The 15,422-nt window shown below is 57.9% G+C and carries 13 protein-coding genes; 12 read left to right on the forward strand and 1 reads right to left on the reverse strand.

Annotation, left to right across the window (positions count from 1 at the left end; all coding sequences use genetic code 11):
- Positions 1–105 precede the first annotated feature (105 nt).
- From ACSFE6_RS22165 to ACSFE6_RS22200, 8 genes are all read left to right on the forward strand, one after another.
- On the forward strand, positions 106–2,937 hold the full coding sequence (locus ACSFE6_RS22165) for a 2-oxoglutarate dehydrogenase E1 component (protein ID WP_435429580.1): 2,832 nt from the start codon (positions 106–108) through the stop codon (positions 2,935–2,937).
- 42 nt (positions 2,938–2,979) lie between these two features.
- Positions 2,980–4,197: a 2-oxoglutarate dehydrogenase complex dihydrolipoyllysine-residue succinyltransferase gene (gene odhB / locus ACSFE6_RS22170; protein ID WP_435429581.1), complete on the forward strand. Its 1,218-nt coding sequence runs from the start codon at positions 2,980–2,982 to the stop codon at positions 4,195–4,197.
- Positions 4,198–4,305: 108 nt separating this feature from the next.
- A complete protein-coding gene (gene lpdA, locus ACSFE6_RS22175; protein ID WP_435429582.1) occupies positions 4,306–5,742 on the forward strand; it encodes a dihydrolipoyl dehydrogenase in 1,437 nt (478 codons plus the stop codon).
- 198 nt (positions 5,743–5,940) lie between these two features.
- Positions 5,941–7,107, forward strand: coding sequence for an ADP-forming succinate--CoA ligase subunit beta (gene sucC / locus ACSFE6_RS22180; RefSeq protein ID WP_433736560.1), 1,167 nt, complete (start codon positions 5,941–5,943; stop codon positions 7,105–7,107).
- Complete coding sequence (gene sucD, locus ACSFE6_RS22185) at positions 7,107–7,988, forward strand: succinate--CoA ligase subunit alpha (protein ID WP_085723285.1); 882 nt, start codon at positions 7,107–7,109, stop codon at positions 7,986–7,988. The genes sucC and sucD overlap by 1 nt, the downstream gene beginning before the upstream one ends.
- A gap of 375 nt (positions 7,989–8,363) precedes the next feature.
- Positions 8,364–9,677 carry a branched-chain amino acid transport system II carrier protein gene (brnQ, locus tag ACSFE6_RS22190; protein ID WP_435429583.1) on the forward strand — a complete coding sequence of 438 codons (1,314 nt, stop codon included), beginning with the start codon at positions 8,364–8,366 and terminating at the stop codon, positions 9,675–9,677.
- Between the two features lie 275 nt (positions 9,678–9,952).
- Positions 9,953–10,690, forward strand: coding sequence for a DUF599 domain-containing protein (locus ACSFE6_RS22195; protein ID WP_435429584.1), 738 nt, complete (start codon positions 9,953–9,955; stop codon positions 10,688–10,690).
- Entirely contained in the window at positions 10,690–11,091 is a 402-nt protein-coding gene (locus ACSFE6_RS22200) for an MAPEG family protein (protein WP_435429585.1), read from the forward strand. Before ACSFE6_RS22195 ends, ACSFE6_RS22200 begins: the two co-directional genes overlap by 1 nt.
- A 79-nt stretch (positions 11,092–11,170) precedes the next feature.
- Here ACSFE6_RS22200 and ACSFE6_RS22205 read toward each other — a convergent pair whose 3' ends face one another.
- The gene (locus ACSFE6_RS22205) at positions 11,171–11,416 is read right to left on the reverse strand and encodes a hypothetical protein (RefSeq protein ID WP_433736556.1); all 246 of its coding nucleotides are present in this window, start codon (positions 11,414–11,416) and stop codon (positions 11,171–11,173) included.
- 160 nt (positions 11,417–11,576) lie between these two features.
- On the opposite strand from ACSFE6_RS22205, the gene ACSFE6_RS22210 reads away from it, so the two are divergent.
- The 4 genes from ACSFE6_RS22210 to ACSFE6_RS22225 all read left to right on the forward strand — a co-directional run bounded on the left by ACSFE6_RS22210 (position 11,577) and on the right by ACSFE6_RS22225 (position 15,285).
- Complete coding sequence (locus ACSFE6_RS22210; protein WP_435429586.1) at positions 11,577–12,053, forward strand: PaaI family thioesterase; 477 nt, start codon at positions 11,577–11,579, stop codon at positions 12,051–12,053.
- A 56-nt stretch (positions 12,054–12,109) separates the two neighbouring features.
- The gene (locus tag ACSFE6_RS22215; protein WP_435429589.1) at positions 12,110–12,502 is read left to right on the forward strand and encodes a PaaI family thioesterase; all 393 of its coding nucleotides are present in this window, start codon (positions 12,110–12,112) and stop codon (positions 12,500–12,502) included.
- 81 nt (positions 12,503–12,583) lie between these two features.
- Positions 12,584–14,488 carry a molecular chaperone HtpG gene (gene htpG, locus ACSFE6_RS22220; RefSeq protein WP_435429587.1) on the forward strand — a complete coding sequence of 635 codons (1,905 nt, stop codon included), beginning with the start codon at positions 12,584–12,586 and terminating at the stop codon, positions 14,486–14,488.
- A gap of 68 nt (positions 14,489–14,556) precedes the next feature.
- The gene (locus tag ACSFE6_RS22225) at positions 14,557–15,285 is read left to right on the forward strand and encodes a dienelactone hydrolase family protein (RefSeq protein ID WP_435429588.1); all 729 of its coding nucleotides are present in this window, start codon (positions 14,557–14,559) and stop codon (positions 15,283–15,285) included.
- Positions 15,286–15,422: the final 137 nt, after the last annotated feature.

Genomic DNA, 15,422 nt, shown 5'->3' on the forward strand with positions numbered 1-15,422 from the left:
ATCAGCGTGATCCTAAGTGGCTTGTTTTGGTCGCTGCATTCGGACTTCTGCAAGTTTGCTCGGTGTCTTCGCCGATGGTGTTCCCCTAACCGAGGGTGACCAAGCATGCAAGAAAGCGTGATGCAGCGCATGTGGAACAGCGCCCACCTTTCAGGTGGAAACGCTGCCTATGTGGAAGAGCTTTATGAGCTCTACCTGCACGACCCTAACGCTGTGCCAGAAGAGTGGCGCACCTACTTTCAGAAGTTGCCTACCGACGGCAACTCTGCCACCGATGTTTCGCACTCCACAATTCGCGATCATTTCGTCTTGCTGGCAAAGAACCAGCGCCGCGCCCAACCGGTTTCCGCCGGTAGCGTGAGCAGTGAGCACGAGAAGAAGCAAGTTGAAGTGCTGCGATTGATCCAGGCCTACCGTATGCGTGGCCACCAGGCAGCCCAGCTTGACCCGCTGGGACTGTGGCAGCGTACTGCACCTGCAGACCTGTCGATCAATCATTACGGCTTGACCAATGCCGATCTTGATACGACCTTCCGTGCCGGCGACCTGTTCATCGGCAAAGAGGAAGCGAGCCTACGCGAAATTCACGAAGCGTTGCAGCAGACATATTGCCGCACCATCGGCGCTGAATTCACGCACATCACCGATTCCCAGCAGCGCCAGTGGTTCCAGCAGCGTCTGGAAAGCGTGCGCGGCCGTCCGACGTACTCCGCCGACATCAAGAGCCACCTGCTCGAGCGCGTGACGGCCGGCGAAGGCCTGGAAAAATACCTGGGTACCAAATACCCGGGCACCAAGCGTTTCGGTCTGGAAGGCGGCGAAAGCCTGATTCCGATGCTCGACGAGCTGATCCAGCGTTCGGGTTCCTACGGCACCAAGGAAATCGTTATCGGCATGGCCCACCGTGGCCGTCTGAACGTGCTGGTCAACACCTTCGGCAAGAACCCGCGCGAGCTGTTCGACGAGTTCGAAGGCAAGAAGAAGGTCGAGCTGGGTTCCGGTGACGTTAAATACCACCAGGGCTTCTCGTCCAACGTGATGACCACCGGCGGTGAAGTTCACCTGGCCATGGCGTTCAACCCGTCCCACCTGGAAATCGTATCTCCGGTGGTCGAGGGTTCGGTTCGCGCCCGTCAGGATCGTCGCAACGACCCTACCGGCGAGAAGGTTCTGCCGATCTCCATCCACGGTGACGCGGCATTCGCCGGTCAAGGCGTGGTGATGGAAACCTTCCAGATGTCGCAAACCCGCGGTTTCAAGACCGGCGGTACCGTGCACATCGTGATCAACAACCAGGTTGGTTTCACCATCAGCAACCCGCTGGACTCGCGTTCCACCGAGTACGCTACCGACGTCGCGAAAATGATCCAGGCGCCGATCCTCCATGTAAATGGTGATGATCCGGAAGCCGTGTTGTTCGTGACCCAGCTGGCCATCGACTACCGCATGCAGTTCAAGCGTGACGTGGTGATCGATCTGGTCTGCTACCGTCGTCGCGGCCACAACGAGGCCGACGAACCTAGCGGCACCCAGCCTCTGATGTATCAGCAGATCACCAAGCAGCGCACCACCCGTGAGCTGTATGCCGATCGTCTGACCCAGAGCGGTGTGATGGACGCAGCGCGCGTTCAGGCGAAAGTCGACGAATACCGCAACGCGCTGGACAACGGTCTGCACGTAGTGAAATCGCTGGTCAAAGAGCCGAACAAAGAGTTGTTCGTGGACTGGCGTCCATATCTGGGCCACGCCTGGACTGCGCGTCACGACACTCGCTTCGACCTCAAGACCTTGCAGGAACTGTCCGCCAAGCTGCTGGAAATTCCGGAAGGCTTTGTGGTTCAGCGTCAGGTTGCCAAGATCTACGAAGACCGTCAGAAGATGCAAGCCGGCGGCCTGCCAATCAACTGGGGTTACGCCGAAACCATGGCGTACGCGACCCTGGCGTTCGAAGGTCACCCGATCCGCATGACCGGCCAGGACATCGGCCGCGGTACGTTCTCGCACCGTCATGCCGTGTTGCACAATCAGAAGGACGCGGGCACCTACATCCCGCTGCAGAACCTGTACGACGGTCAGCCACGCTTCGACCTGTACGACTCGTTCCTGTCCGAAGAAGCGGTGTTGGCGTTCGAGTACGGTTACTCGACCACCACGCCAAACGCCCTGGTTATCTGGGAAGCCCAGTTCGGCGACTTCGCCAACGGTGCACAGGTCGTGATCGACCAGTTCATCACCAGCGGCGAGCACAAGTGGGGTCGTCTCTGCGGTCTGACCATGTTGCTGCCACACGGCTACGAAGGTCAGGGCCCTGAGCACTCCTCGGCGCGTCTGGAGCGTTACCTGCAGCTGTGCGCCGAGCACAACATTCAGGTATGCATGCCGACCACGCCGTCCCAGATCTACCACTTGCTGCGCCGTCAGGTGATTCGCCCGCTGCGCAAGCCACTGGTAGTCCTGACTCCGAAGTCGCTGCTGCGTCACAAGCTGGCCATCTCGACTCTGGAAGATCTGGCCGAAGGTTCGTTCCAGACCGTTATCCCGGAAATCGATGCCCTGGACCCGAAAAAGGTCGAGCGCATTGTTCTGTGTAGCGGCAAGGTCTACTACGACCTGCTGGAGAAACGCCGTGCCGAAGGCCGTGACGATATCGCCATCGTGCGTATCGAGCAGTTGTACCCATTCCCTGAGGACGACTTGAACGAAGTCCTGGCTCCTTACACCAACGCCAAGCATGCCGTGTGGTGTCAGGAAGAGCCGATGAACCAGGGCGCTTGGTACAGCAGCCAGCACCACATGCGTCGCAGCATCAGCAACCTCAACAAGTCTCTCGTACTCGAGTACGCGGGCCGTGAGGCTTCTGCTGCACCGGCATGCGGTTACGCATCGATGCACGCCGAGCAGCAGGAACAACTGCTGCAAGACGCCTTTACCGTTTAATGCCTTCGCGCACCTGAAACCGAATTTAAGGAACCACAGATAATGGCTATCGAGATCAAAGCCCCCACTTTCCCGGAATCGGTTGCCGATGGCACCGTTGCCACCTGGCACAAACAACCGGGCGACGCCGTCAAGCGTGACGAGCTGATCGTCGACATCGAAACCGACAAAGTCGTACTGGAAGTTTTGGCCACTGCTGACGGCGTGCTGGGCGCTATCGTCAAGGGCGAAGGCGACACCGTTCTGTCCGACGAAGTGCTGGGCTCGATCGTTGAAGGTGGCGCTGCCGCCGCAGCTCCTGCTGCTGCACCGGCCGCTGCTCAGGCTGCTGCTCCTGCTGCCGATGGCGAAGACGATCCTGTTGCTGCACCGGCTGCTCGCAAGCTGGCTGAAGAAAACGGCATCAACATCGCTTCCGTTGCCGGTACTGGCAAAGGCGGTCGCGTGACCAAGGAAGACGTGGTGGCAGCTGTTGCCGCCAAGAAAGCCGCTCCGGCTGCCGCGCCTGCCAAGGCTGCTGCACCTGCCGCTGCCGCTCCGGTATTCGCTGCCGGTGACCGCGTTGAAAAACGCGTCCCGATGACCCGTCTGCGTGCCAAGGTTGCCGAGCGTCTGGTTGAAGCTCAATCGAACATGGCGATGCTGACCACTTTCAACGAAGTCGACATGACCGAAGTCATGGCCCTGCGTTCGAAGTACAAGGACCTGTTCGAGAAGTCCCACAACGGCGTGCGCCTGGGCTTCATGTCGTTCTTCGTGAAGGCTGCCACCGAAGCCCTGAAACGCTTCCCTGCTGTCAACGCATCGATCGACGGTTCGGACATCGTTTACCACGGCTACGCCGACATCGGTGTTGCCGTGTCCAGCGATCGTGGTCTGGTGGTGCCGGTTCTGCGTAACGCCGAACTGATGAGCCTGGCTGAAATCGAAGGCGGCATTGCCACTTTCGGCAAGAAAGCCCGTGACGGCAAACTGTCGATCGAAGAAATGACCGGCGGTACCTTCACCATCACCAACGGCGGCACCTTCGGCTCGATGATGTCGACCCCGATCGTCAACCCGCCACAAGCGGCCATCCTGGGCATGCACAACATCATCCAGCGTCCTATGGCAATCAACGGCCAGGTCGTGATCCGTCCGATGATGTACCTGGCGCTGTCCTACGATCACCGTCTGATCGATGGCAAAGAAGCTGTAACCTTCCTGGTGACCATCAAGAACCTGCTGGAAGATCCGGCTCGTCTGTTGCTGGATATCTAAGAAACAGCTGCAAGCTTCAAGCTTCAAGCCACAAGCTCAAAACGAGCGTGTGGGCTTGCAGCTTGTGGCTTGCGGCTCGTAGCTTTATTGCTAAAGAGGATTTTTTGAATGTCGCAGAAATTTGACGTTGTAGTGATCGGCGCGGGCCCTGGCGGCTACGTGGCTGCCATCAAGGCTGCACAGTTGGGCCTTTCCACTGCCTGCATCGAGAAGTACACCGATGGCGAAGGCAAACTGGCCCTGGGCGGCACTTGCCTGAACGTAGGCTGCATTCCATCCAAGGCGCTGCTGGACAGCTCCTGGAAATACAAGGAAGCGAAAGAAAGCTTCAACGTCCACGGTATCTCCACCGGCGAAGTCAAAATGGACGTCGCTGCGATGGTTGGCCGCAAGGCTGGCATCGTCAAGAACCTGACCGGCGGTGTTGCCACCCTGTTCAAGGCCAACGGCGTTACTTCGATCCAGGGCCACGGCAAGCTGCTGGCCGGCAAGAAAGTCGAAGTCACCAAGCCGGACGGTTCGGTTGAAGTCATCGAAGCCGAGAACGTGATCCTGGCATCCGGTTCCCGTCCGATCGACATTCCTCCGGCTCCTGTCGACCAGAAAGTCATCGTCGACTCCACTGGCGCCCTGGAATTCCAGACCGTGCCTAAGCGTCTGGGCGTGATCGGCGCTGGCGTGATCGGTCTGGAGCTGGGTTCGGTCTGGTCGCGTCTGGGTGCAGAAGTGACTGTCCTGGAAGCCCTGGATACCTTCCTGATGGCAGCTGACACCGCCGTTTCCAAGGAAGCGCTGAAGACTCTGACCAAGCAAGGCCTGGACATCAAGCTGGGCGCTCGCGTGACCGGTTCCAAAGTGAACGGCGACGAAGTCGTTGTGAACTACACCGATGCCAACGGTGAGCAGACCATCACTTTCGACAAGCTGATCGTTGCCGTTGGTCGCCGTCCAGTGACCACTGATCTGCTGGCTGCCGACAGCGGCGTGACCATCGACGAGCGTGGTTTCGTGTTTGTCGACGACCACTGCGCGACCAGCGTACCGGGCGTTTACGCCATCGGCGACGTGGTTCGCGGCATGATGCTGGCGCACAAGGCGTCGGAAGAGGGCATCATGGTTGTCGAGCGCATCAAGGGCCACAAGGCTCAGATGAACTATGACCTGATCCCTTCGGTTATTTATACTCACCCGGAAATCGCGTGGGTTGGTAAAACCGAGCAGGCCTTGAAAGCTGAAGGCGTAGAAGTTAACGTCGGCACCTTCCCGTTCGCAGCCTCCGGCCGTGCCATGGCTGCCAACGATACCGGCGGTTTCGTCAAGGTCATCGCAGATGCCAAGACAGACCGCGTATTGGGCGTCCACGTGATTGGCCCAAGCGCTGCAGAACTGGTTCAGCAGGGCGCGATCGGTATGGAATTCGGCACCAGCGCTGAAGACCTGGGCATGATGGTTTTCTCCCATCCGACCCTGTCTGAAGCCTTGCACGAAGCTGCTTTGGCAGTGAATGGCGGCGCCATCCACATCGCCAACCGCAAGAAGCGTTAAGACACAATAAGAAACCACGGCGGTACGGCCCGTCGTGAGCCTTGCGTGCAAGACTCACCGCGGAATGTCCGCTGGACGCAGTCTTGCGTAGCTGCACCGGGTATCCGGAAAGGCTACGCAAGCAGCAGTCACAGGTGGTGCGGCACTTTAACGAGTGCAGCACCGAATGCGCAGTACCTAACGAAGACGGTAAAAAGCATGAATCTTCACGAGTATCAGGGTAAGCAGCTGTTCGCTGAGTACGGCCTGCCAGTATCCAAAGGCTACGCGGTAGACACCCCGGAAGAAGCAGCAGCAGCTTGCGACAAAATCGGCGGCACTGAGTGGGTTGTCAAAGCCCAGGTCCACGCCGGTGGTCGCGGTAAAGCGGGCGGCGTTAAGCTGGTTCGCAACAAAGAAGACGCCAAAGCCTTCGCACAGCAGTGGCTGGGCAAGCGTCTGGTGACTTACCAGACTGACGCCAATGGTCAGCCAGTCACCAAGATCCTGGTTGAATCGTGCACTGATATCGCTAAAGAGCTGTACCTGGGCGCTGTCGTTGACCGTTCGAGCCGTCGCATCGTGTTCATGGCTTCCACCGAAGGTGGCGTGGACATCGAGAAAATCGCTCACGACACTCCAGAAAAAATTCTGAAAGCCACTATCGATCCACTGGTTGGCGCTCAGCCATTCCAGGGTCGCGAGCTGGCATTCCAGCTGGGTCTGGAAGGCAAGCAAGTTGCCCAGTTCGCCAAGATCTTCGTAGGTCTGGCCAAACTGTTCCAGGATCACGATCTGGCCCTGCTGGAAGTGAACCCGCTGGTGATCAAGGCTGACGGCGATCTGCACTGCCTGGACGCCAAGATCAACATCGACGCCAACGCCATGTACCGTCAGCCTAAGCTGAAGACTTTCCACGATCCGTCGCAAGACGATCCGCGCGAAGCGCACGCTGCCAAGTTCGAACTGAACTACGTAGCGCTGGAAGGCAACATCGGTTGCATGGTCAACGGTGCTGGCCTGGCCATGGGTACCATGGACATCGTCAACCTGCACGGCGGCAAGCCAGCCAACTTCCTCGACGTGGGCGGCGGTGCTACCAAAGAACGCGTGACCGAAGCTTTCAAAATCATTCTGTCCGACACCAACGTCGCTGCAGTACTGGTTAACATCTTCGGCGGCATCGTTCGTTGCGACATGATTGCCGAAGGCATCATCGGTGCAGTGAAAGAAGTCGGCGTGAAAATCCCGGTTGTTGTTCGCCTTGAAGGTAACAACGCTGAGCTGGGCGCTAAAGTACTGGCAGAAAGCGGTTTGAACATCATCGCTGCTACCAGCCTGACCGACGCTGCTCAACAAGTTGTCAAAGCTGCGGAGGGCAAATAATGAGCGTCCTGATCAATAAAGACACCAAAGTTATCTGCCAGGGTATTACCGGTTCGCAAGGTAGTTTCCACACCCAGCAAGCCATCGAGTACGGCACCAAGATGGTTGGTGGTGTAACTCCAGGCAAAGGCGGCACCGAGCACCTGGGCCTGCCAGTGTTCAACACCGTGAAAGACGCCGTAGCTGCCACTGGCGCCACCGCCAGCGTAATCTACGTTCCGGCTCCTTTCTGCAAGGACTCGATCCTGGAAGCTGCTTTCGGCGGCATCAAGCTGATCGTTTGCATCACCGAAGGCATTCCTACCCTGGACATGCTGGACGCTAAAGTTAAGTGCGACGAGCTGGGTGTTACCCTGATCGGCCCTAACTGCCCAGGCGTGATCACTCCAGGCGAATGCAAGATCGGCATCATGCCAGGTCACATTCACTTGCCAGGCAAGGTCGGTATCGTTTCCCGTTCCGGCACCCTGACCTACGAAGCTGTTAAGCAGACTACTGACGCCGGTTTCGGTCAGTCGACTTGCGTCGGCATCGGTGGTGACCCGATCCCGGGTTCGAACTTCATCGACATCCTGAAACTGTTCCAGGAAGACCCGAAGACCGAAGCGATCGTGATGATCGGTGAGATCGGCGGTTCGGCTGAAGAAGAAGCGGCTGCCTACATCAAGGCAAACGTGACCAAGCCGGTTGTTTCCTACATCGCTGGTGTGACTGCTCCTCCGGGCAAGCGCATGGGCCATGCTGGCGCAATCATCTCTGGCGGCAAAGGCACTGCAGACGAGAAATTCGCTGCGCTGCAAGACGCAGGCGTAAAAACCGTGCGTTCGCTGGCAGACATCGGCAAGGCCCTGGCCGAGCTGACTGGTTGGGAAGTCAAGTAAGCCTCGCGCTTAGCTGACTCTTCACCAAACAAAGGCCACCTTCGGGTGGCCTTTGTGCTTTAGGAGCAGTTACAAGCTGCAAGCTTCAAGCCGCAAGCTAAAGGCTGCAGAGCACAAGCTTGTTGCTTGAAGCTTGCAGCTTGTGGCTGTTCTTCATACATAAACGCGACACGAAAGTGTCGCGTATCGGAATGTTCGCCCTCTAACAGTGCGTTTACCGCCCAAATTCGTTAGGCTACTCGCCATTTTTGCGTCCGCCGCCCACAAGGCAGCTACGCGCTAAACGGGTCAGTCCCATACGGACCGACTGCATTTCCCTCAACCATAAGGGAAACCCCTCTCTAAATTCCGATTCAGTAGTGTGGTATTTCCTTAATGAAAGTGTTGAAAGGTCAGGACATCCTGGCACTTGGTTTTATGACGTTTGCCCTGTTCGTCGGGGCCGGCAACATCATCTTCCCGCCTATCGTCGGTTTGCAGTCCGGGCCTAATGTCTGGATGGCGGCGCTGGGCTTTCTGGTCACGGCCGTGGGTCTGCCGGTCATCACCGTTGTTGCGCTGGCCAAGGTCGGTGGCGCCATGGATGCCCTGAGCAGCCCGATCGGCAAAATCGCCGGTGGCCTGCTGGCTGCCGCCTGCTACCTCGCTGTCGGACCTCTGTTTGCCACGCCACGTACGGCTACCGTGTCCTTCGAAGTGGGCCTGGCGCCACTGACTGGCGAAAGCCCGCTGGCGCTGTTTCTCTATAGCTCGGTGTATTTCCTGCTGGTGTTCTTCATCTCGCTCTATCCGGGGCGTCTGCTGGATACCGTAGGGCGATTCCTCGCCCCGCTGAAGATTATTGCCCTGGCTGTGCTCGGTATCGCGGCATTCGCCTTGCCGGCGGGTGAAATTGGCCACGCAACGCCTGAATACGTTGCAGCACCGTTCTCCCAGGGCTTCATCAATGGTTACCTGACCATGGATACCCTTGGCGCCCTGGTGTTCGGCATCGTGATCGTCAATGCCATCCGCTCGCGTGGTGTCGAATCGCCAGCGCTCATCACCCGTTACGCGATCATTGCCGGTCTGATTGCCGGCGTGGGCCTGGCGCTGGTGTACATCAGCCTGTTCCGTCTCGGTTCGGGCAGCCATGAAGTGGCCGTCGGTGCGACCAACGGTGCGGCGGTGCTGCATGCCTACGTACAACACACATTCGGTTCCCTGGGCAGCGGTTTCCTTGCGGTGCTGATCTCCCTGGCGTGCCTGGTCACGGCGGTCGGCCTGACCTGTGCCTGCGCCGAGTACTTCAGCCGGGTATTGCCGCTGTCCTACAAGACCCTGGTGATTATCCTTGCTGCGTTTTCGCTGCTGGTGTCCAACCTGGGCCTGACCAAGCTGATCGCGTTTTCGATCCCGGTCCTGACTGCAATCTACCCGCCGTGCATCGCTCTGGTTGCCCTGAGCTTCTGCAAGGACTTCTGGCATGAGCAGAGCCGCATCATTGGCCCGGTGATGTTGGTGTCGTTTATCTTCGGACTGATCGACGCCCTCAAGGGGGCTGGCCTGGCGGACTGGATGCCGACGCAACTGGCTCACCTGCCGCTGAGCGAGCAGGGCCTGGCGTGGCTGGTGCCTTCGGTGATGACCCTGGTGGTCGCGGTGGTTTGCGATCGCATGCTGGGCAAGCGCGAAGAAGCGCTGGCTTAAAGCTTCGCTGGCCCGTCACAAGCGGGCTTGTGAGCAAAAATAGAAATGCCCCGTATCAATCGATACGGGGCATTTTTTTATGGGGCGATGCGGTGTCTTTTCTTCTGCGCTAACGTCGAAAGACTGCGCAATCCCCTGTAGGAGCGAGCATGCTCGCGAAAAACCTGAGAGCAACGCGTGTATTCAGAAAACACGCGCCATAGTTCGCGACCTTCGCGAGCATGCTCGCTCCTACAAGGGGTACGGTGTTCCGCCAATACATTACAAGGACCTGCATGTCGTTCATCCAAGCCAACCTGATCCACCTCCTGGCCGCGCTCTGGTTTGTCATCTGCTGGGGCGGTTATACCCGTTATGCGACATGGAAGGGCCGCGATACCGCGTGTCTTGCCAGCGTTCTGCATCTTTACCGCGAAGACTGGATGCGCCGCATGCTGCTGCGTGACAACCGCATCGCCGACGCCAGTGTGATCGGTAACCTGGAGCGCAATGCATCGTTCTTTGCTTCCAGCACGCTGATTATCCTCGCCGGCATTCTTACGGTGCTTGGGGCTTCCGAAAGGGCGGTGTCGTTACTGGCGGATATTCCGATGGTGCAGCAGGCTTCCCAAGGCATGTCGGAAATCAAGTTACTGTGCCTGGCGCTGGTGTTCGTCTACGCGTTCTTTACCTTCAGCTGGTGCATGCGCCAATACAACTTCGCCGCCATTCTGGTGGGGTCGGCACCGATGATTGGTGAACGCCAAGTGTCGGAGCTGGAGCGCAAGGCCTTTGCCGCTCGCGCTGCGCGAGTCATCTCCATGGCTGCCAACCAGTTCAACTTTGGCCTGCGTTCTTATTATTTCGGCATGTCCATGCTGGCCTGGTTTGTCAGCCCTTGGTTGTTCATGTTGATGAGTGCCGGCGTTGTGTTCGTATTGTATCGCCGCGAGTTTCACTCAGACGTTCTCGACGTGATGGTCTATACCCCTACAGAGGCGCCGTTGCCAGAGGTGAGTAAAGAGGCCGCTTGATGAGTATTCCATTCTGGTGTGTGTTTATCAGTGCCGTGCTGATTTACGTGGCACGCATGCCCGTCACCACGGCTATGAAAGAGCAGGGTGGTTATAACAATCACTTGCCGCGCCAACAGCAGGCGCAACTCACCGGACTGGGTGCGCGGGCAGTGGCGGCACACCAGAATAGTTTCGAAGCGTTCATATTGTTTGCAGTCGGTGTGTTGATGGCGCATACCACGCAAACGGCGGGGTGGCTCATAGACTGGCTGGCGATCATCTTCGTGATCACGCGAGTTATCTATTTGGTGTGTTACTGGAGGGATCTGGCGTGGCAACGCAGTCTGGTTTGGTTGGTGGGTTTAATCTGTTCGCTGTTGCTGATGATTAGTCCGACTTTTCGAACGATTTTGCTCTAGCGCTGAGAAAGAAAATTAAATCGAAGACAAAAGAAAACCCGCACTTGGCGGGTTTTCTTTTGTCACGCTAAAAACTGTCTTAGTTCTTAGGTGCTTCCGGAGCGGCTTCTTTTGCTGCTGCTTCGTTCGATTCAGCCTGATCTTTGGCGGCTTCGGCGTTTTCTTTCGCCGCTTCGTTCACTTTATCCTGAGCTTCGTTCATTTTTTGCTGGGCTTGCTCAGCATGTTGGTTTGCGTCTTGAGCTTTGTCCTCGGATTTTTTATCGCAAGCGGCGAGACCGAGGGAAGCGGTCAACATCAAGGCAATAGCTAAAGTCTTACGCATGGGGTGTTTCTCCTGATGAAAAATATCTTACTGGCCTTTCGAGCGCCGTCATCAGGGTTAAGTTCCTCATGTCGTTCAGATATATAAGTTTGTTCTAGCGTGGAACTTTTCCAATCGTCATTACTGTACTGTCAGCACATTAAATAAGAGTTTTTATCAAATGGCCGAAACCCCCGTTTTTGAGCGTGCAACGCGATTTTTGTCCGCGCTGCGACATTGTCAGGTCCTGGGGCTGCAGGTTCATAGCGCCAGCAGCGAAGGGCTCACCGTGATGTTGCCCTACAGCCCGCAAATCATTGGCAACCCGCAAACCGGTGTGATTCACGGCGGTGCATTGACCACGCTGATGGATACGGCCTGTGGCATGTCTACGCTGTGCGTGCTGCCTGAATTTGAAGTCTGTCCGACTCTGGATCTGCGCATCGACTACATGCATGCCGCCGAGCCGCATAAGGATGTCTATGGTTTCGCCCAGTGCTACCGGGTGACCACTGACGTGATCTTCGCGCGTGGCTTTGCCTATCAGGACGATCCCGAGCAACCGATCGCCCATGTGGTGGGGACTTTCATGCGCATGGGCAAGGGCATCAAGGGCACTAAAGGCTTTGGTGGCGGCATCGCCGGAGGTGCGCAATGACGGACAGTTTCCAGGCGCAACTACAAAAGGCCCATGAGCAGGGTGACTATGCCTCGATGCTGCAGCTGATTCCTTACGCCGCGCTGATTGGCGTCGAATGCTCGCGGGTGGGGGATGAATTGCTGTTTCGGCTGCCGGCCAACAAGGACAATATTGGCAACCCGTTATTGCCCGCTATCCATGGTGGCGTGATTGCCGGCTTCATGGAGTTGGCCGCCGCATTGCACCTGTTGATTGCGACCGGCTCGCCAGGTGTCCCGAAGATCATCGACTTTTCCCTCGATTACCTGCGTGCCGGGCAATTCCGTGATACCTGGGCCCGCTGCCAGGTGTGCCGCCAGGGGCGTCGGGTGGCCAACGTGGCGATTACGGCATGGCAAACCACCGAAGGCGAACCCATTGCCACGGCTCGGGCGCATTTCAAGCTTGAGGAGCCCTTGAAATCCTGAACGGTGCCCCCAACTCTGATGACAACCCGCCGCAGGCCCTCTTGGTCGCGGCTTATGCCATCTGATTGGAGTTTGATGACCATGAGTGTGGAAACTCAAAAGGAAACCCTGGGCTTCCAGACCGAGGTAAAGCAGCTGCTGCACCTCATGATCCATTCGCTGTATTCCAACAAGGAAATTTTCCTTCGCGAACTGATCTCGAACGCCTCTGACGCTGTAGACAAATTACGTTTCGAAGCCCTCGCCAAGCCAGAATTGCTGGAAGGTGGCGCCGAACTGAAAATCCGTGTGAGCTTCGACAAGGACGCCAAGACCGTCACCCTCGAAGACAACGGTATCGGCATGAGCCGTGAAGATGTGATCACCCACCTGGGGACCATCGCCAAATCCGGCACCGCCGACTTCATGAAAAACCTGTCGGGCGACCAGAAGAAAGACTCGCACCTGATCGGTCAGTTCGGTGTCGGTTTCTACTCGGCGTTCATCGTTGCCGACAAAGTCGACGTGTTCAGCCGTCGTGCCGGCAGCCCGGCCAGCGAAGGCGTGCACTGGTCCTCCAAGGGTGAGGGCGAATTCGAAGTCGCTACCATCGACAAGGCCGAGCGCGGCACCCGTATCGTCCTGCACCTGAAGTCCGGTGAGGATGAATTCGCTGATGGCTGGCGCCTGCGCAACATCATCAAGAAATATTCCGACCACATCGCGCTGCCGATCGAATTGCCGAAAGAAGCAGCAGTCGCCGAAGGCGAAGAAAAACCGGCCGTGGAGTGGGAAACCGTCAACCGTGCCAGCGCCCTGTGGACCCGTCCTCGCACTGAAGTGAAGGATGAGGAGTACCAGGAGTTCTACAAGCACATCGCTCACGACTTCGAAAACCCGCTGAGCTGGAGCCACAACAAGGTCGAAGGCAAGCTGGAATACAGCTCGCTACTGTACGTGCCGGCTCGTGCACCGTTCGATCTGTACCAGCGTGAGGCGCCAAAAGGCCTGAAACTGTACGTGCAGCGTGTGTTCGTCATGGACCAGGCCGAGTCGTTCCTGCCGCTGTACCTGCGCTTCATCAAGGGTGTAGTCGACTCCAACGACCTGTCGCTGAACGTCTCGCGGGAAATCCTGCAGAAAGACCCGATCATCGACTCCATGAAGTCGGCGCTGACCAAGCGTGTGCTGGATATGCTGGAAAAACTGGCGAAGAACGAGCCTGAGCAGTACAAAGGCTTCTGGAAGAACTTCGGCCAGGTCATGAAAGAAGGCCCGGCAGAAGACTTCGCCAACAAAGAGAAAATTGCCGGCCTGCTGCGTTTTGCGTCGACCAATGGTGATGACGGCGAGCAAGTGGTCGGTCTGGCCGAGTACCTGGCCCGTGCCAAGGAAGGTCAGGACAAGATTTACTACCTGACCGGCGAAACCTACGCTCAGGTCAAAAACAGCCCGCACCTGGAAGTCTTCCGCAAGAAAGGCATCGAAGTGCTGCTGCTGACCGACCGTATCGATGAGTGGCTGATGAGCTACCTCAGTGACTTCGACGGCAAGAGCTTCGTTGACGTGGCGCGCGGTGATTTGGACCTGGGTAACCTTGACTCGGAAGAGGACAAGAAGGCCGCGGAAGAAGTCGCCAAGTCCAAGGAAGGGCTGGTGGAACGCCTCAAGACCGCACTGGGCGAATCCGTTGCTGAAGTACGGGTTTCCCATCGTCTGACCGACTCTCCGGCGATCCTGGCCATCGGCGAGCAGGACCTGGGCCTGCAGATGCGCCAGATCCTGGAAGCCAGCGGTCAGAAGGTCCCGGATTCGAAGCCGATCTTCGAATTCAACCCGGCTCACCCGCTGATCGAGAAGCTGGACAGCGAGCAGAGCGACGAGCGCTTCGGCGATCTGTCGCACATCCTCTTCGATCAGGCAGCCCTGGCGGCCGGCGACAGCTTGAAAGACCCGGCGGCCTATGTGCGCCGTCTGAACAAGCTGCTGGTTGAACTGTCGGCTTGATTGCGTTGTAGAAAAACCCGCTTCGGCGGGTTTTTTCATTCTGGTGTTTAAACAATCAGGAGTCAGAAATGAGCCAAATCACTGTACGTTCCGTTGCCTACCAGATTGACGGCCAGTCCTACGAAAGCCGCCTGGCCTTTGATGCCGAGCATAAAGGCGCGCGCCCTGGGTTGCTGATGGCGCCGAACTGGATGGGCGTTGGCGCCGGTGCCGAGGAGATCGCCAAATCGGTTGCAGCCAAGGGCTACGTGGTGCTGATCGCGGATCTCTACGGCCAATCGGTGCGTCCGCAGAACAACGACGAGGCGGGCGCGGCGATGATGCCGTTGAAAAATGACCGTGCTTTGCTGCGTAAGCGCATGCAAGCGGCGTTCGAACAGTTGCAGAAGCAAGGCGAAGCGGCGGTCGATACGTCGAAACTGGCCACCTTCGGTTTTTGCTTCGGCGGTTGCTGCGCACTGGAATTTGCCCGTACCGGCGCACCGGTGAAGGCGGCCGTATCGTTCCACGGCACCCTCGATACCCCGAACCCGGCCGATGCGAAAAACATCAAGGGCAAGGTGCTGGTATTGCACGGCGCGTCCGATCCATTGGTACCGAAAGAGCAGTTGCCGGCGTTCGAAGATGAGATGAATGCCGCCGGTGTGGATTGGCAACTGCTGAGCTATGGCGGGGCGTTCCACTCGTTCACTGACCCGCATGCCAAGGTGCCGGGCATGATGATGTATGACGCCAAGGTGGCTGCACGGGCGTTCACTTCGATGCACAACTTGCTGGATGAAGTGTTCAAGGGCTGATTGCTTTTTCGCCCTTGCAGGTCGGTGTCAGTGCCGGCCTGGGGGGGGGGGGGGGGGGGGGGGGGGAGAAGAGGGGGGGGGGGGGGGGGGGGGGGGGGGGGGGGGGGAGGGGAGAGGGGAAGGAGAAGAGGAGAAAC

The sequence above is a fragment of the Pseudomonas baetica genome, from assembly GCF_051216495.1.
In the GTDB taxonomy this organism is placed as follows: domain Bacteria; phylum Pseudomonadota; class Gammaproteobacteria; order Pseudomonadales; family Pseudomonadaceae; genus Aquipseudomonas; species Aquipseudomonas baetica_B.